At 70.6% G+C, this 15,552-nt stretch carries 17 protein-coding genes; 5 read left to right on the forward strand and 12 right to left on the reverse strand.

Annotated elements, in window-relative coordinates:
- The first annotated feature begins 142 nt into the window (after window positions 1–142).
- Together gshB and ACFW16_RS16340 are read left to right on the forward strand one after the other, a co-directional pair.
- A complete protein-coding gene (gshB, locus tag ACFW16_RS16335; RefSeq protein ID WP_380306782.1) occupies window positions 143–1,096 on the forward strand; it encodes a glutathione synthase in 954 nt (317 codons plus the stop codon).
- Window positions 1,097–1,206: 110 nt separating this feature from the next.
- On the forward strand, window positions 1,207–1,995 hold the full coding sequence (locus ACFW16_RS16340; RefSeq protein ID WP_380306784.1) for a sulfite exporter TauE/SafE family protein: 789 nt from the start codon (window positions 1,207–1,209) through the stop codon (window positions 1,993–1,995).
- A 24-nt stretch (window positions 1,996–2,019) separates the two neighbouring features.
- On the opposite strand, the gene ACFW16_RS16345 is transcribed toward ACFW16_RS16340, so the two are convergent.
- Window positions 2,020–2,664, reverse strand: coding sequence for a sugar O-acetyltransferase (locus ACFW16_RS16345; protein WP_380306786.1), 645 nt, complete (start codon window positions 2,662–2,664; stop codon window positions 2,020–2,022).
- 182 nt (window positions 2,665–2,846) lie between these two features.
- On the opposite strand from ACFW16_RS16345, the gene ACFW16_RS16350 reads away from it, so the two are divergent.
- On the forward strand, window positions 2,847–4,154 hold the full coding sequence (locus tag ACFW16_RS16350; protein WP_380306788.1) for a PQQ-dependent sugar dehydrogenase: 1,308 nt from the start codon (window positions 2,847–2,849) through the stop codon (window positions 4,152–4,154).
- Window positions 4,151–5,062, forward strand: coding sequence for an agmatinase (locus tag ACFW16_RS16355; protein WP_380306790.1), 912 nt, complete (start codon window positions 4,151–4,153; stop codon window positions 5,060–5,062). The genes ACFW16_RS16350 and ACFW16_RS16355 overlap by 4 nt, the downstream gene beginning before the upstream one ends.
- 76 nt (window positions 5,063–5,138) lie before the next feature.
- Here the strand turns inward: ACFW16_RS16355 and hpnJ are convergent, their stop codons facing one another.
- The 11 genes from hpnJ to ACFW16_RS16410 all read right to left on the reverse strand — a co-directional run bounded on the left by hpnJ (window position 5,139) and on the right by ACFW16_RS16410 (window position 14,820).
- The gene (hpnJ, locus tag ACFW16_RS16360) at window positions 5,139–6,566 is read right to left on the reverse strand and encodes a hopanoid biosynthesis associated radical SAM protein HpnJ (protein WP_380306792.1); all 1,428 of its coding nucleotides are present in this window, start codon (window positions 6,564–6,566) and stop codon (window positions 5,139–5,141) included.
- Window positions 6,563–7,711, reverse strand: a complete 1,149-nt coding sequence (gene hpnI, locus ACFW16_RS16365; RefSeq protein WP_380306794.1) for a bacteriohopanetetrol glucosamine biosynthesis glycosyltransferase HpnI — start codon at window positions 7,709–7,711, stop codon at window positions 6,563–6,565. Before hpnI ends, hpnJ begins: the two co-directional genes overlap by 4 nt.
- Before the next feature lie 335 nt (window positions 7,712–8,046).
- A complete protein-coding gene (locus tag ACFW16_RS16370; RefSeq protein WP_380306796.1) occupies window positions 8,047–8,508 on the reverse strand; it encodes a hypothetical protein in 462 nt (153 codons plus the stop codon).
- Window positions 8,509–8,613: 105 nt separating this feature from the next.
- Complete coding sequence (locus ACFW16_RS16375; RefSeq protein WP_380306798.1) at window positions 8,614–9,321, reverse strand: lysozyme inhibitor LprI family protein; 708 nt, start codon at window positions 9,319–9,321, stop codon at window positions 8,614–8,616.
- Complete coding sequence (locus tag ACFW16_RS16380) at window positions 9,318–10,064, reverse strand: lysozyme inhibitor LprI family protein (protein ID WP_380306800.1); 747 nt, start codon at window positions 10,062–10,064, stop codon at window positions 9,318–9,320. The genes ACFW16_RS16375 and ACFW16_RS16380 overlap by 4 nt, the downstream gene beginning before the upstream one ends.
- Window positions 10,065–10,080: 16 nt before the next feature.
- On the reverse strand, window positions 10,081–10,779 hold the full coding sequence (locus ACFW16_RS16385; protein ID WP_380306802.1) for a class II aldolase/adducin family protein: 699 nt from the start codon (window positions 10,777–10,779) through the stop codon (window positions 10,081–10,083).
- 48 nt (window positions 10,780–10,827) lie between these two features.
- Complete coding sequence (locus ACFW16_RS16390) at window positions 10,828–12,219, reverse strand: FGGY-family carbohydrate kinase (protein ID WP_380306804.1); 1,392 nt, start codon at window positions 12,217–12,219, stop codon at window positions 10,828–10,830.
- 95 nt (window positions 12,220–12,314) lie between these two features.
- Entirely contained in the window at window positions 12,315–13,361 is a 1,047-nt protein-coding gene (pseI, locus tag ACFW16_RS16395) for a pseudaminic acid synthase (RefSeq protein ID WP_380306806.1), read from the reverse strand.
- A gap of 71 nt (window positions 13,362–13,432) precedes the next feature.
- Complete coding sequence (locus ACFW16_RS16400; RefSeq protein ID WP_380306808.1) at window positions 13,433–13,753, reverse strand: DMT family transporter; 321 nt, start codon at window positions 13,751–13,753, stop codon at window positions 13,433–13,435.
- Between the two features lie 173 nt (window positions 13,754–13,926).
- On the reverse strand, window positions 13,927–14,247 hold the full coding sequence (sugE, locus tag ACFW16_RS16405) for a quaternary ammonium compound efflux SMR transporter SugE (RefSeq protein ID WP_380306810.1): 321 nt from the start codon (window positions 14,245–14,247) through the stop codon (window positions 13,927–13,929).
- A 24-nt stretch (window positions 14,248–14,271) separates the two neighbouring features.
- Window positions 14,272–14,820: a TetR/AcrR family transcriptional regulator gene (locus ACFW16_RS16410; RefSeq protein WP_380306812.1), complete on the reverse strand. Its 549-nt coding sequence runs from the start codon at window positions 14,818–14,820 to the stop codon at window positions 14,272–14,274.
- Between the two features lie 73 nt (window positions 14,821–14,893).
- Here ACFW16_RS16410 and ACFW16_RS16415 point away from each other — a divergent pair, with 73 nt between their 5' ends.
- Complete coding sequence (locus ACFW16_RS16415) at window positions 14,894–15,529, forward strand: hypothetical protein (protein WP_380306814.1); 636 nt, start codon at window positions 14,894–14,896, stop codon at window positions 15,527–15,529.
- The last annotated feature ends 23 nt before the right edge of the window (window positions 15,530–15,552 follow it).

Below are 15,552 nucleotides of genomic sequence, written 5' to 3' on the forward strand. Positions count from 1 at the left end.
GACCCTCCGGGCCGTCGTCCCATGGCGACATGGTGCGTCGAACGGCTTGCCCGATGTGCCGCATCGCGCTACGCCGTTCTCCTGCCCTGTCGCCATGGGACGACGGCGCAGGACGCAACGAGTGTGAGAAATGCGGGCTGACATGAGCCTTGCCGTCGCCATCCAGATGGATCCGATCGAGACCATCGACATCGGCGGGGATTCGACCTTCGCCATGGCGCTGGAGGCGCAGGCGCGCGGCCACCGCCTGTGGCACTACCTGCCGCGGGCCCTGACCCTGCGCGACGGCCGGCTGACCGCCAAGGCCCGGCCGCTGACGGTGCAGGCGGTGCGCGGCGCCCATTTCACCTTCGGCGAATGGGAGACGGTCGACCTCGGCGCCGTCGACGTCATCCTGATGCGCCAGGACCCGCCCTTCGACATGGGCTACATCACCGCGACGCATCTCCTGGAGCATGTCGCCGACCGTGTCCTGGTGGTGAACGACCCGAAGGAGGTGCGCAACGCGCCGGAGAAGCTGCTGGTCACGCACTATCCGGAGCTGATGCCGCCGACCCTGATCACCTCCGACCGCGACGAGATCCGCGCCTTCCGGCGCGAGCACGGCGACATCATCGTCAAGCCGCTCTACGGCAATGGCGGCGCCGGCGTGTTCCGGATCCGGCCGGACGACGAGAACCTGGTCGCGCTGCTCGAGGTCTATGAGCGGATGTACCGCGAGCCGATCATGATCCAGCGCTATCTGCCGGAGATCCGCCAGGGCGACAAGCGCATCATCCTGGTCGAGGGCGAGCCGGTGGGCGCCGTCAGCCGCATGCCGGCCGAGGGCGAGTCGCGGGCCAACCTGCATGTCGGCGGCCGGGCGCAGAAGACCACGCTGACCGAGCGCGAGCGCGAGATCTGCGCCCGCATCGGCCCGGACCTGCGGGCCACCGGCCAGATCTTCGTCGGCATCGACGTGATCGGCGACTGGCTGACCGAGATCAACGTCACCTCGCCGACCGGCATCCACGAGATCAACCGGCTGGACGGGGTGAAGATCGAGGCCACCCTGTGGGACGCGATCGAGGCGCGACGCGCCGCGATGAAGGGGTAGGGGCGGCTGCGGCCCGGCTTCGCGGCGGGATATCGGCCGGGCGGCACCGGGCGCGGTGGAACGACAGGGTTCCGGGGCCGTTCTCTCAGCGGACCTCCGCAGAGCTGCCGATGGAAGCCTTCTTCCTCTTCCTGTCCGTGGGTTTCGTGGCGCAAGCGATCGACGGGGCGATGGGGATGGCCTACGGCGTCATCTCCTCCTCGGTGCTGATGGCCTTCGGCGTGCCGCCCGCGGCGGCGTCGGCCAGCATCCATGCGGCCGAGGTGTTCACGACCGCGGCCACCGCCACCTCGCACATGGCCCACCGGAATGTGAGCTGGCGGCTGTTCTTCCCCCTGGCCGCGTCCGGGGTGGTCGGGGCCGTCCTCGGCGTGACGGTGCTGACCGGCATCCCCGGCGACGCCGTCAAGCCGTTCGTGGCGACCTATCTCGCCCTCGTCGGGCTGTTCATCCTGGCGCGGGCCATCCGCGAGATCCGGCCCCGCCGCCTGCGTCCCGCCTGGACCGCGCCGATCGGGGCGGCCGGGGGCTTCCTCGACGCGCTCGGGGGTGGCGGCTGGGGCCCGATCGTCTCCTCCACCATGGTCGGCGCGGGGGTCGAGCCGCGCCGGGCGATCGGCAGCGTGGGGGCCTCGGAATTCATCGTCACCTGCACCGTCTCGGCCGCCTTCGTGGCCGCGCTGCTGTCGGGGCGGTGGGAGGAGGCGGGCGACCTCCGGCAGCATGCGGTCGCCGTCGCGGGCCTCGTCGTCGGCGGCCTGGCGGCGGCCCCGTTCGCCGGGCTGATCGTCAGGCGCGTGCCGGCCAGGCCGATGACATGGGGCGTCGGGGTCGTGATCCTGTGCCTCGCCGGCTACCAGTTCACCCAGATCTTCGGGATCGCGCCATCGGCGGGCTGATTCGGTTCCCTTGCAGGCGCTTCCTCAGCCGGCGATCGAACGGATGACCCGCGCCGGGTTTCCTCCGGCCAGGCAGTTCGGCGGAACGTCCCTGGTGACGACCGACCCCGCCGCGACGACGGAATTCTCGCCGACCGTGACGCCGCCGATGATGGTCGCGCCGGCGGCGATCCAGGCGTTTCGCCCGATCACGATCGGCTTCGCGGTGACGAAGGCGCGCCGCCGGGACGGCGCGATCGGATGGCCGGAGGTGATGAGGCTCACATTCGGCCCGATCATCACGTCGTCGGCGATATCGAGCCCGCCGAGGTCGTAGAAGGTGCAATTCTGGTTCACGAAGACATTGCGCCCGACTTCGATATCGGGTCCGCCGGTCGTGTAGAATGGCGGGATCAGCAGGAAGCTGTCGTCCACCTTCTTGCCGATGAGCTCGCTGAACAGGGCCCGGACTTCATCCGCATCGTCGAGCGTCAGGCGGTTGAGAGCGGCGGTGATCGCCATCGCCCGCTTGACGCTTGCCAGCATGGCCGCCGATTCCGGCGTCCGCCTGGGAATTGTCCTGGTGCGGTCATCATTCGCCATTCGCTGCTTCCTCCGGTCATGTCGAGCGGGCCTCCGGCGCAGGATGCCGCGCCGGGATTCGGGGAGTGTAGCCGCGGGGGGCGCCAAAAAAGGCGATGATCGGGCCGGCGCCTCGACACCGGATGACTTCCGTCCATCTGCCGTCCGGCCTACCTTCGATCCCGCCATTTCGGCAGACGGCCGTCACGGCATGCCTGCAATCTGACAGATCGGTGGCGCCGGCCTCGAGGCGCTCCGTGTCGCCCGTATCCAAGCCTGTGGGGAACGCAATGAGCTTGTCCGGCATCTTTGCCCGAGTGGTCGCGCTGGTCGGCGCCGGGGCGATCCATCTGCGGCACCGGCACGATGGCCCGCAGGGGCCGGCCTTCGGCAGCACGCCGGCGATCCCGCCGGCGAAGCCCCAGGGCAGCATCCCGACCCTGAAGATGCCGACCGCCAGGGGATGGACCGCGGGGCGGACGCCGATCGCCGCGCCGGGGCTGCGGGTGAACGCCTTCGCCGCCGGCCTGAAGCATCCGCGCTGGATCCACGTCCTGCCGAATGGCGACGTGCTGGTGGCCGAGGCGCTGAGCGCGCCGGGGGGCGTCAGGTCCGTCTTCGACTATGCCATGTACAGCACGATGAAGCGTGCCGCCGCGGTGGGAGAAAGCCCGAACCGCATCACGCTCCTGCGCGATGCCGATGGCGACGGCGTCGCCGAGACCCGCGAGGTGTTCCTCGACGGGCTGAACCAGCCGTTCGGCATGGCGCAGCTCGGCGATACGCTCTATGTCGGCAACACCGACGGCGTGGTGGCGTTTCCGTACGCGCCCGGGGACACCCGCATCGGCGCGGCGGGGCGGAAGCTGAACGACCTGAAACCCGGCGGGCACTGGACGCGGAGCCTGCTGGCGAGCCCCGACGGGCGGAAGCTCTATGTCGGCGTCGGCTCGCTCAGCAACATCGCGGAACACGGGATGGCGGCGGAGGAAGGCCGGGCCGCCATCCATGAGCTGGACCTCGAGAGCGGCCGGGACCGCATCTTCGCCTCCGGCCTGCGCAATCCCGTCGGCATGGCGTGGGAGCCGACGACGGGGTCGCTCTGGACGGTGGTGAACGAGCGCGACGGTCTGGGTGACGAGACGCCCCCCGACTATCTGACATCGGTGCGCGACGGCGGCTTCTACGGCTGGCCCTACTGCTACTGGGACAGGATCGTGGACGACCGGGTGCCGCAGGACCCGGCGCTGGTCGCATCGGCCGTCACCCCGGATTTCGCGCTGGGCGGCCACACCGCGTCGCTGGGTCTGTGCTGGGTTCCGGCCGGCACGCTGCCCGGCTTCCCCGATGGTATGGCGATCGGCCAGCACGGGTCCTGGAACCGCAGCAAGCTCAGCGGCTACAAGCTCGTCTTCGTGCCGTTCGCGAACGGCCGCCCCGCCGGGCCCGTGCGCGACATCCTGACCGGCTTCCTGTCGCCCGACGAGCGCGTTTCCTACGGGCGGCCCGTGGGGGTGACGATCGGCCCGGACGGCTCCTCGCTGCTGATGGCGGACGATGTGGGCGACGTGATCTGGCGGGTCACGGGGGCGCCATGACCGCCGCGCCCGGTTTCCTGGGCTTTCCCGCCCGCCTCGCCGGCGATCGCAGCCCGCGGATCGTGATCTTCGGGGCCGGGCATGGCAGCACCTATCCTGCCGGGGACAGCAGCGGCCATGCCCTCGCGCCCGACGCCATCCGCGCCGCCAGCCGGGACGATGCGGACCTCGTCGAGCATTGGGACTTCGATCTCGGCGGTCCGCTGTTCGACGGCAGGCCGGCCTCGTGCGTCGATGCCGGCAATATCCCGACCGTGATGCGCGACAATGAGGGGAACCGGGCCCGGATCGAGGAGAAGACACGGGGCCTGCTGGCATCAGGCGCCGTGCCGATGCTGCTCGGCGGCGACGATTCCGTCGTCATCCCCTTCCTGGCCGGCTTTGCCGATCACGGGCCGGTCTGGATCCTGCAGATCGACGCCCATATCGACTGGCGCGACGAGCTGCACGGCGAGCGCCACGGCTATTCCAGCCCGATGCGCCGCGCGAGCGAGATGGCGCATGTCGCCGGGATGGTGCAGGTCGGGCTGCGCGCGGTCGGCAGCGCGCGGACGACGGAGATCGAGGCGGCCCGGCGCTACGGCAGCCGTTTCGTGACCGCCCGCGAGGTCCACGCGCATGGCGTCGAGGCGGCGCTTCGGCATGTTCCGGAGGGCGCCAGGGTCGTCGTCACCCTGGACTGCGACGGGCTCGACCCCGGCATCATGCCGGGCGTGGCGGCGCGGACGCCGGGCGGCCTCGGCTACACTCAGGCGATCGACCTGATCGCGGGCCTCGGCAGGCGGGCCAGGATCGCCGGCTTCGACCTGGTCGAGCTCTATCCTCCCGCGGATGTCGACGGCCTGTCGGCCCTCACGGCCGCGCGCCTTCTCGTCAACGCGATCGGCGCCGTCGTCCGGCAGGGCTGAGCCCCCTCAACACAAAGGCCCCGGACGCGTCCGGGGCCTTTGCGCTGTCGATGCCGGAGAGGGCCGTCCGGCAGGCTCACGCCGCCTTGCGTTCCTTGAGGAAGCGGAAGAACTCCACCCCCTCGCGCAGGCGGCGCTTCATCATCTCCGGGCTGCGCACCATCTCGCCGACGATCGAGGCGATCTTCGGGGCGCGGAAGTAGAAGCGCCGGTAGAAATCCTCCACCGAGTGGAAGATCTCGTCATGGCTCAGATGCGGGTAGTGCAGCGGCGCGATCTGCACGCCGCGCTCATCCACCAGCTCGGCATTGGCCGCGTCCAGCCAGCCGTTCTCCACCGCCTGGTTGTACAGGAAGGTGCCCGGATAGGGCGCCGCCAGCGACACCTGGATGGTGTGCGGGTTGATCTCGGTGGCGAAGCGGATGGTCTCCTGGATCGTCTCCTTGGTCTCGCCCGGCAGGCCCAGGATGAAGGTGCCGTGGATCTGGATGCCGAGCTCGTGGCAGTCCTTGGTGAACTGCTTCGCGACCTCGATCCGCATGCCCTTCTTGATGTTGAACAGGATCTGCTGGTTGCCGGATTCATAGCCGACCAGGAGCAGGCGCAGGCCGTTGTCGCGCATCACCTTCAGGGTCTCGCGCGGCACATTGGCCTTGGCGTTGCACGACCAGGTGACGCCGAGCTTGCCGAGCTCGCGGGCGATCGCCTCGGCCCGCGGCGCGTCGTCGGTGAAGGTGTCGTCGTCGAAGAAGAACTCGCGGATCTGCGGCATCGTCTGCTTCGCCCAGCGGATCTCGTCGATCACATGGCCGACGCTGCGGGTGCGGTAGCGGTGCCCGCCCACGGTCTGCGGCCACAGGCAGAAGGTGCAGCGCGACTTGCAGCCGCGGCCGGTGTAGATCGACAGATACGGGTGCTTCAGATAGCCGATGAAATAGTCCTCGATCACCAGGTCGCGATGGTAGACCGGGCTGACGAAGGGCAGCGCATCCATGTTCTCGAGCGTCGCGCGCTCCGGGTTGTGCACCACCACGCCCTCGGCGTTGCGGTACGTCAGGCCGTCGATCTTCGACAGGTCGCGGCCGTCGGCGACCTCCTTGATGGTGAAGTCGAACTCGTTGCGGGCGACGAAGTCGATCAGCGGCGACCCGGCCATGCTGCCGTTCGGGTCGACCGCCACCTTGGCGCCGACCAGGCCGGCCTTCAGGTTCGGGTTCACCGCCTTCAGCGCCTCGATCATCTTGACGTCGGAGGCGAAGGAGGGGGTGGAGGTGTGCAGGACCGCGAGGTCGTAATCCTTGGCCTGCGCGGCCACCGCGGCCGGGCTGGTGCGCGACGGCGGGCCGTCGATCAGCTTCGACCCCTCGACCAGCGCCGCCGGCTGGGCCAGCCAGGTCGGGTACCAGAAGGACTTGATCTCGCGCTTGGCCTGGTAGCGCGACCCGGCACCGCCGTCGAAGCCGTCGAAGGACGGCGCCTGCAGGAACAACGTCTTCATCGTCATGGGGAGGGAGGCCTCCGATCCGTCACCAAGGTGCCGTCTGGAACGAGTTGATACAGATGCCCCCGCCAGTTCACGCCGGAGCCGAGATAGCTCACGACGAAAACCGCGAAGGCCAGCAGATCGCGCGCCGGAATCAGCCAGTAGGGCCGCGGCGGCAGAGAGTAGGCGCGTTCGAAGCGGATGCACAGGGCGATCCGCAGGGCCAGCGCCAGCCCGGCCACGGCCAGGGCTGGCAGCCCGCCGTCCAGCGCCCAGGCGATCAGGGCCAGCGGCAGGGGATGGGTGATCAGCGACCCGGCATAGCCCCGCGGATCGATGCTCTTGATGGTGCGGGCCCAGCGCAGCTCATGCGCCCACATCGAGGCGGCCGAGGCCTCGCTGCACAGGTGGCCGATCAGCTGGGTCGACACCGCGACCTTGCGGCCTGCCGCCCACACCGCGGCGCCGATCGCATGGTCCTCGGCCAAGAGGTCGGCGAAGGCCCCAAGCCCGCCGATCCCGGCCAGCATGTCGCGGCCCATCACGATGGTGGTGCCGATGCAGGGCCGCGCCAGGCGCAGGCCCAGGCCGACGATCACGCTCGGGATGAAATGCGTGTCCATGCCCAGGGCGATCAGCCGCGACCATACGCCGCCGGTCGGCACGCCGTGATACAGGCAGGTGACGCAGCCGATTCCGGGGGCCTGCAGCTCCGCCGCCATCCGGCGCAGATGGTCGGCCGGCACCCGCACGTCGCTGTCGGAGAAGACCACGACCTCGTGGCGGATCCGCTCCGCCATGTTGATCAGGTTCGACACCTTGCGGTTGGTGCCGTGCCGGCGCGAATCGACCACCAGCTCCAGCGCCGCCCGGGGGAAGGCGCGGCGAATCGCTTCGACCACGGCGATCGCCGGGTCGCGCGGGTCGGCGACGCCCAGCAGGATCTGCACCGGTCCGGGATAGTCCTGGTTGCAGAACGAGGCCAGGTTCTCGAACAGCCCGGGCTCGGCGCCGTGCAGCGGCTTGACCACGGTGATCGAGGGGAAGGCGCCCGATTCCGGCGCGCGCCGCCGGGCATGGCGGCCGGTCAGCAGGATGGCCAAGCCCAGATAGAGGCACCCGAGCACCGCCAGGACCAGGATCGCGATCGCCAGGACATCCACCATACGTTCCGTGCCCGCGCGCTTCCGTGCAGCCGGCGCGCTCGCCGCCGCCGGCCGGGCCGGGGCGATGGCGTTCCGATCGTCCACGCCGGACCCCGGACCAATGCTCCGGCATCCGGAAGGATGATGCGCAAGCTAGGCGGTCGGTTCCCTTTAGGGAATCCCAAAATCGCCACAGTCGTCATATCGGCGCAGAGACCGTTCGGAAATGCGCTGGCGTGAGTCGGCTGGCGGTGGTTTCGAGAACCGGCGCGCAGCGGACGTTTGGGTCCGTGAGCACCGGAAGCGCTCGAGTCCGCCGTCAGATGGCCGCGCCAGCAGCAGTACCGAGCGGTCTCTCAGTTGCCGGCGGCGACCTTGTAGTCAGGCAGGGCGCCGAGGTCGCCCTTGTAGACGAAGGCCGGGTGGCCCTTCATCAGCACCGGCTCCAGCTGGCCGTAATCGGCCGCCACCAGCCGGCCGCCGACGCCCAGCGTGCCGCCGATGCGGACGATGGCCAGCAGCACCTGGCCGTTCGGCGCGATCACGAAATCGGCGATCTCGCCGATCGGGCGCTGGGCCGAATCGAGCACGTCGGATCGGATCAGCCGGGTCGCCAGCGAGCCATAGGCTGGGTCCTGCGGGTTGGCGATGGCCTGGTCGATCGCCTTGGCGGTGTCCTCATAGCCCTGCTGCACCCGGCGGCCGGCCTGGTCGAGGGCCTTGCCGGCCTGATCCAGCAGGTTCTGCATGTCCTGGGCGGGGGCCGGGCCGGCCAAGAGGAGCGCGGCTGCGGCGATGGCCAGGGGCAGGGAACGCATGATTGTCCTCCAGTCTCGCGGTCGCGGATGTGCGGACCGAGATAAGGGTCCGAGGCCGGACAATGTTCCGGAAATGCGGCGGGAGATAGAGCTTTTGATGCAGGCTCACTCCGGCGCGGAACTGCCCTCCAGCCAGTCGATCCGGTCCATCGCGCGGTCGGCCAGGCACCGGCTGCGCGCGGGCTCGCCCGACAGGCGCGCCGCGATCACGCAGTCGCTCTCGGAGAACTGCGTCCATCTCCGCTGCGCCGCCAGGAAGGCGTCGCGCCAGCGTGCGGCCTCGGCATCATCGACCGGCGGGTTGTCCGCCAGCTCGGCCGCGAAGGCCTTCAGCTTGCCGGCATAGATCCGGTGCAGGGTCTCGAACGGGTCGTCCGGGTCCAGCGCGTCGTTGTCGGCATCGGACAGCAGCAGCACCGTTTCCGGGTCGTGATTGGTGAAGCTGTTGTAATCGACGCGCAGGCTGACCCGCCGTTCCCCCGCTGCAGCCGACGGCCAGGTCAGCAGCAGGAAGCTGTCGGTGCCGCGGGTCTCCAGGATGCGGTAGGAATAGCGCGCGACCGGCGCGCTGTTCTCGGCGATGGTCACGGCGTAGCAGCCGGACGAGGCCTCGCCGATCCCGGGCAGCGCGCTGTCGCACTGCCCTTCGGGGCGCAGCACGCCGATGCCGCTGTCGTCGACCAGGCGCAGCAGCACGTCGGTCCGGTCCGGCGCCAGCTTCGCCGACAGCACCTCCAGCGTCAGCACCTGCTCCGCCCGCGCCGGCAGGGCCGGGAGCAGCAGAGCCGCCAGCAGCGCCGCGGCCCGCCTCACGGCCCGGCCTCGGCCAGGCCGCGCTTCAGCGCCGCCAGCTGGTCGATCCGCACCACCGTGTGCAGCGTCCGGCACTGGTCCGCCTCCACCGGGGTCGGCGCCAGGGGCGTCGCGCAATCGGCCTCCTTGAGCGTGATCCAGTCGCGCTCGGCCTTGACGATCAGCCGGCGCAGCTCCGCGTCGTCCGCGACCTTCGGGCTCGAGATCACGCCGTCATAGATCGCGTTCAGCCGCCGGTCCTGGAAGGCGTGGAGCGGCGCCCAGGGGTTGTCCGGGTCGGCGAAGGCGTCATTGGGGATGCCCTCCATGGCGATCTCCGCCGGGCGGTTCCGCACCACCTCGTCCCCCAGCCTGAAGGAGATGTCGATCCGCAGGGCGCGGGCGAAGCGCGGCTCGACCGGCGTGCGATAGCGCAGCGCCAGGGTGGTCGTGGTGCCGCGGTTGATGAGATGGTCGTAGGACAGACCGCTGACGGGCTTGCCGTTCTCGGTGATCGCGATCCTGTAGCAGCCGATCACCTGCGGGTCGTCGGTGCGGGCATAGCCGCTGCCGTCGCAGCTTTCCGCATCGATCGGCAGGGCGCTCGGGTCCACCCCGTCGCCGGTGACCATCAGCACCATTGCGACGTCGTCCTGCGGGCCGGTCCGCGCCGCGACCACCTGGGCGTCGAGCGACGGTGCCTCGGCCGCGGCGGCGGGATGGAGCGCCGCCAGGCACAGCAGCGCGGCGACGGTCGCCCTCATGACGTCCGGTCGCGCCTCAAGCCACGCTGCGCGGCCGCGGGGTGTCGCCGACCCCCTCCAGGTCCGGCGCCTGGCCGTAGCTCATGCGCCGCATCTGCTCGATCACCTGCGCCATCTCCGCCTCGGTCAGCCGCGGCGGCTCGCCGATCGCCAGCGCATGGACGTACATCCTGGCCAGCACCTCGACCTCGGTGGCCCGCCACAGCGCCTGGGCGAAGCTCTCGGCCAGCACGATCAGCCCGTGATGGCCCAGCAGGCAGGCGGTGCGGCCCTCCAGCGCCGTCAGCGCGTGGTCCGACAACTCCTGGGTGCCGAAGCAGGCATAGGGCGAGCAGCGGATGTCGATGCCGCCGGCCACCGCGACCATGTAGTGGAAGCAGGGGATGCCCTTCTCGTGCACCGCCAGCGTGGTCGAGAACACCGAATGGGTGTGCAGCACGACGTTGACGTCGGTGCGGTTCTTCAGGATGTCGCGGTGGAAGCGCCACTCCGAGGACGGCATCCGGCGGCCCTCGTAGCTGGCGTCGAACGCCATCTCGACGATGTCCTCGGGCTGCATCTGGGCATAGGGCAGGCTGGTCGGGGTGATCAGCATGCCGCCCTCGATCCGGTGCGACACGTTGCCGGAGGTGCCCTGGTTCAGCCCGCTGGCGTTCATCTCGCGGCAGGTGTCGATGATGCCTTGCCGCAGCGTGAGATGGTTGAGGGCGGACATCGGGGTTTCCTCGGCTGGTTTGGTTGGTGGGCGGCGAATACGTCCGATCTATAGCGCCGCGACGCCCGGCGCGCCAGCCAGCGTCCTCCACCTGTCGGCATAGGCGGCGAGGCCGGGCAGGGCCAGGGGCTCTGCCGGCCGCAACGGCACCCGGGCGGCCGCGCGGCCCCGGTTGCGGGCCCACAGCAGAGCCGCGCCGATGGCGCTGCCGTCCGATTCCGCCGAGGTCTCGACCCGGTCGCCCGGCCGCAGCGCGGCCAGCAGCGGCGCGAAGATCGGGTTGGCGGCGACGCCGCCGTCGACGATCACCCGGCCGCGCGCCTCCAAGAGGTCGAGCGCCGTGGCGCAGCCGAGCGCGGTGTACAGCGTCGCCAGGGCGGCGCGGCCGGCAGGGTTCGCCGGCGGCGGGCCGGTGATCTCGCCGCGCCCGGCGCGGCCGGGGAACAGCCCGTCGCCATCGGCGAAGCCGGGCAGCGCCATGGTGCCGGCGGCGACCAGGGCGGCGAGGTCCTCGGGCGTCGCCTCGGCCCGGTCCGGGCCGGCGATCCGCTCCCACTCCCGGCCGCCCATATGCAGGGTGCAGCCGATCGGCCGGCCGTCGACATCGACATTCGCGACCATGCCGCGGCGCGGGTCCAGCCGGTCCAGCGGCAGCCCCGGCCGGAAGCCGATGATCCAGGTCCCGGTCGACAGCAGCGGCACGTCGCCGAGGCCGGCGGCCAGGAAACGGTGGTAGTTGGCGTTGCTGTCGTGCACGCCGCACAAGAGGGCCAGATCCGGCGGCAGCCCATGCGCCACGGCCAGGTCCGGCCGGATCGTGCCCAGCACATCCCAGGCGTTGCGGCGCGGCGGGATCAGCCGGTCCCAGCCGCGGCGCCGGACGATGCCGGTGAAGTCCCCGGCGGCCGGGTTCCACAGATGGGTCTGGGCGGCCAGCGTGGTGATCTCGCTGGCCGGCGCGCCGCCCAGGCGCCAGGCGAAGTACTGCGGCAGGGTCAGCAGCCGGCGGGCGCGGGCGAAGCCGTCCGGGAAGTCGCGCTCCAGCCACAGCATCTGTTTGGCCAGGCGATGCGCGCCGGGGTCGACCAGGCAGCCGGTCTCGGCGAAGCCCGGCCCCTCGGCGGCGTAGGCTTCGTCCAGCCAGCCCGGCGCCGCGGCCTCGTAATCCATCATCGGCAGCACCGGGCCCTGATCGTCGACCAGCACGCCGCTGGTGCCATAGCCGGTGGCGACGAAGGCGGCCAGGCGGTGGCGGCGGGCCAGGTCGCCCAGCGCGCCCAGCAGCCAGGCCTCCATCGCCGCCAGGTCGACATGCAGATAGGGCGGGCCGGGCCGCGACAGGTTGCGGGTGCGCACCGCCTCCAGCACCTCGCCCTCCGGCGATGCCGCGAGCAGCTTCAGATTGGTCTTGCCGACATCGAGCACCGCGACGACGGACATGCGCTTCCTGCCCTGCTTGTGGCTCTCCCTTCAGCGGGGATGCCGCGGCAGTGTTACGCAAACCGCGATCGGAAGAATAGGTCCGACTTAGATCCCTATTCCACCATCGACCAGGCGAAGGGCTCGCCGCGGGCGAGGTCGCGGGCGGCGTGGCGGCCCAGCACCTCCGGCAGGTGCTTCGGCGCCAGGCCGTAGCCCGGGCGGATCGACCGGACATTGGCCTCGGTCAGCGCCTCACCGGCCCTGACGTCGCGGGTGACGTAGAGCGAGCGGCGATAGACGATGTTGCCGGCCTCCGACCCCTTCAGGTCGTAGCGGATGCGGCCCAGCGCGGCCCAGGCGCCCTTGCAATCCTCGACCAGCCGGGTGAACTCCGCCGGCTCCAGCGAGAAGGCCGAATCCGGGCCGCCATCGGCGCGGGCCAGGGTGAAGTGCTTCTCGATCACCGACCCGCCCAGCGCCACGGCGGTGACCGAGGCGGCGGTGCCCATGGTGTGGTCGGACAGGCCGCTGATCACGCCGAAGGTCTCGGCCAGGTTCGGGATGGTGCGCAGGTTCGCGTCCTCCATCGGCGCCGGATAGGCGCTGATGCAGTGCAGCACCACCAGCCCGTCGGCGCCGCCCTTGCGCGCCGTGGTGATCACGTCCTGGATCTCGCCGAGATTGGCGAGGCCGGTGGAGATGATCATCGGCTTCCGCTTGCTGGCGATGTACTCGACCAGCGGCAGGTCGACGACCTCGAAGGACGCCACCTTGTAGGCCGGGGCGCCCAGCCCCTCCAGCAGGTCGACCGCGGTCTTGTCGAAGGGCGTGGAGAAGATGGTGATGCCCAGCTCCCGCCCCTTGGCGAACAGCGCCTCGTGCCAGTCCCAGGGGGTCGAGGCCTCCTGGTACAGGTCGTACAGGCGCCTTCCGTCCCACAGCCCGCCCTTGATCCGGAACTGCTCGCCGTCATGGTCGAGCGTGATGGTGTCGGCGGTGTAGGTCTGCAGCTTGACCGCGTCGGCGCCGGTGGCCTTCGCCGCCTCCATCATCCGCAGCGCCCGGGCCAGCTCGCCATTGTGGTTGCCCGACAGCTCGCAGATCACATAGGGCGGGTGGTCGGAGCCGATCCTGCGGCCGGCAATGGAAATCTCCTGCATTCGGGCAACCCTATACGGCTCGGCTGAAACGGCGCCAGTTGAGCCCAGTCGGGTCCCGAGGTCCAGCGTCGTCAATGCGCTCCGCCGAGGTTCAGCCCGACGATGCCGGCGATCACCAGGGCGATCGAGGCCAGCTTCAGCACGGTCAGCGCCTCCTGGAACCACAGCACGCCGATCACCACGGTCAGCGCCGTGCCGATGCCCGACCAGACGGCATAGGCCAGGCTCAGCTCCATGCGCTTCAGCGTCATGGTCAGGAGCGCGAAGGCGGCGGCGTAGAACACGAAGATCAGCACCGAGGGCAGCGGGTTGCGGAACCCGTCGGACAGCTTCATGCAGACGGTGCCGGCGACCTCGAAGCCGATCGCGGCAAGCAGCAGGATCCAGGCCATGGGAACGCCTCGTGCGACGGTAGGAGGGGTACGAGGGTCGCTCAGAATGCGCTGGTGCGAGTCGGCTGGCGGCGGTTTCGAGAACCGGCGCGCAGCGGACGTTTGAGTCCGTGAGCACCGGAAGCGCAGAAACCGCCGTCGGACGGCCGCACCAGTAGCATTCTCAGCGGCCCTCAATGCGGGGTGACGAGCTTCAGCCCGATGATCCCGGCGACGATCAGGCCGATGCAGGCCAGTCGGGCGAAGTCGGCGGATTCGCCGAACAGGTAGATGCCGAGGATGGCGGTGCCGACCGCGCCGACGCCGGTCCAGATGGCGTAGGCGGTGCCGATCGGCAGCGTCTTCAGCGCCAGGCCCAGCAGCGCGAGGCTGACGATCATCGCCGCCGCGGTCGCCAGGCTGGGCCACAGCCGGGTGAACCCCTCAGTGTATTTCAGGCCGATGGCCCAGCCGATCTCGAACAGCCCGGCGATGATCAGGATCACCCAAGCCATGACAGGAACTCCTTGGATTGAAGGTCAGGCGCCGCGCGTCATCGCGTCCAGGCGCTGCAGCACCGCCGCCCGGTCCGCCGGGTCGACGGCGCGGATGCCGAACACCTCGTTCAGCCACAGCCCGTCCGCCGCCAGGCGGACGATGGCGGCCAGGACCGGGTCGATCCCGTCCGCCTGCTGCTGCGCCACCCAGCCGGCATATTGCGCGGCATAGGGGGCCAGCAGCGCCGGGTCGTTGCCCAGGGCGGCGATCAGCGCCGCCTCCCGCGTCGCATCCCGGTCCTCCGGGGTGCCCGGCGGCGGGAAAGCCGCGCCGAGATAGGCGCGGGTGCGGGTGCCCGGCCGGCCGTCGGCGGCGGAGAGGCGATCCATCCGCTCCTGCATGCAGGCGCCGATCCGCGCGATCATGGCGCGGATCAGCGCCTCCTTGCTGGCGAAGTGGTAGATCAGCCCGCCCTTGCTCAGGCCGGCGGCCTCGGCCACCGCGTCCAGCGTCAGGGCCGAAACGCCGCGCTCCAGCACCACCTGCTCGGCGGCGATCAGGATCCGGGTCTTGGTGTCGGGCGTGCTCATAGATGAGACTATACCGACTGGTCGGTATAGTCGCAATCGCTGGCGGGTCATGGCGGCCATGCCATGATGCCGCATGGCCCATCGCAACCGCGTCACGCCTTTCGGCGAGATCGTCGCCGACCCCGCCCGCGGCACCATGCTGGGCAATCGCGGCGTGATCCACGATGCCGAAGGCCGCATCCGCCGGCCCTGGTCGACGACCCGCTGGATCTGCTGCCGGCTGGCGTTCAAGGGCCGCTGGCGGCCGGTGATGCAGCCGGGCCGCTGGACCCATCTGTTCTTCCTGGACGAGGCGGTGGCGATCGCCGCCGGCCACCGGCCCTGCGCCGAATGCCGGCGCGAGGCCTACAACGCCTGGCGCGCGGCCTGGGTGCAGGCCCATGGCCTGGCCGATCCGCCGCGGGCCGAGGCGATGGACCGGGTGCTGCAGGCCGCCCGCATCGACCCCGCCACCCGCCGGCAGCGCACGGTGTCCCATCCGGCGGCGGACCTGCCGGACGGGGCGATGGTGGCGCTGCCCGACGATCCGGGCGGCGCCTGGCTGGTGCTGGGCAACGGGCTGCGCCGCTGGTCGCCGTCGGGCTATGGCGACGGCCGGGCGCGGCCCTCCGGCCGGGTCGGGCTGCTGACGCCGCTGCCCAGCGCCGCCGTCCTCGCCGCCGGCTACCGGCCGCAGCTGCACCCTTCGGTGGCTGCGTCGCCCCCTTGACTTCAAATGTAATTCACCTCGAA

It is taken from the genome of Inquilinus sp. NPDC058860 (assembly GCF_042743185.1).
Taxonomy (GTDB): domain Bacteria; phylum Pseudomonadota; class Alphaproteobacteria; order DSM-16000; family Inquilinaceae; genus Inquilinus.

What these genes read in the sequence shown, in the direction of transcription:
- ACFW16_RS16400 (WP_380306808.1), bottom strand. Translation starts at nt 13,753, where the DNA reads ATGGCCTGGATCCTGCTGCTTGCCGCGATCGGCTTCGAGGTCGCCGGC.
- ACFW16_RS16340 (WP_380306784.1), top strand. Translation starts at nt 1,207, where the DNA reads ATGGAAGCCTTCTTCCTCTTCCTGTCCGTGGGTTTCGTGGCGCAAGCG.
- ACFW16_RS16350 (WP_380306788.1), top strand. Translation starts at nt 2,847, where the DNA reads ATGAGCTTGTCCGGCATCTTTGCCCGAGTGGTCGCGCTGGTCGGCGCC.
- ACFW16_RS16355 (WP_380306790.1), top strand. Translation starts at nt 4,151, where the DNA reads ATGACCGCCGCGCCCGGTTTCCTGGGCTTTCCCGCCCGCCTCGCCGGC.
- ACFW16_RS16370 (WP_380306796.1), bottom strand. Translation starts at nt 8,508, where the DNA reads ATGCGTTCCCTGCCCCTGGCCATCGCCGCAGCCGCGCTCCTCTTGGCC.
- hpnJ (WP_380306792.1), bottom strand. Translation starts at nt 6,566, where the DNA reads ATGACGATGAAGACGTTGTTCCTGCAGGCGCCGTCCTTCGACGGCTTC.
- pseI (WP_380306806.1), bottom strand. Translation starts at nt 13,361, where the DNA reads ATGCAGGAGATTTCCATTGCCGGCCGCAGGATCGGCTCCGACCACCCG.
- ACFW16_RS16380 (WP_380306800.1), bottom strand. Translation starts at nt 10,064, where the DNA reads ATGAGGGCGACCGTCGCCGCGCTGCTGTGCCTGGCGGCGCTCCATCCC.
- ACFW16_RS16390 (WP_380306804.1), bottom strand. Translation starts at nt 12,219, where the DNA reads ATGTCCGTCGTCGCGGTGCTCGATGTCGGCAAGACCAATCTGAAGCTG.
- ACFW16_RS16410 (WP_380306812.1), bottom strand. Translation starts at nt 14,820, where the DNA reads ATGAGCACGCCCGACACCAAGACCCGGATCCTGATCGCCGCCGAGCAG.
- sugE (WP_380306810.1), bottom strand. Translation starts at nt 14,247, where the DNA reads ATGGCTTGGGTGATCCTGATCATCGCCGGGCTGTTCGAGATCGGCTGG.
- ACFW16_RS16415 (WP_380306814.1), top strand. Translation starts at nt 14,894, where the DNA reads ATGGCCCATCGCAACCGCGTCACGCCTTTCGGCGAGATCGTCGCCGAC.
- hpnI (WP_380306794.1), bottom strand. Translation starts at nt 7,711, where the DNA reads ATGGTGGATGTCCTGGCGATCGCGATCCTGGTCCTGGCGGTGCTCGGG.
- gshB (WP_380306782.1), top strand. Translation starts at nt 143, where the DNA reads ATGAGCCTTGCCGTCGCCATCCAGATGGATCCGATCGAGACCATCGAC.
- ACFW16_RS16385 (WP_380306802.1), bottom strand. Translation starts at nt 10,779, where the DNA reads ATGTCCGCCCTCAACCATCTCACGCTGCGGCAAGGCATCATCGACACC.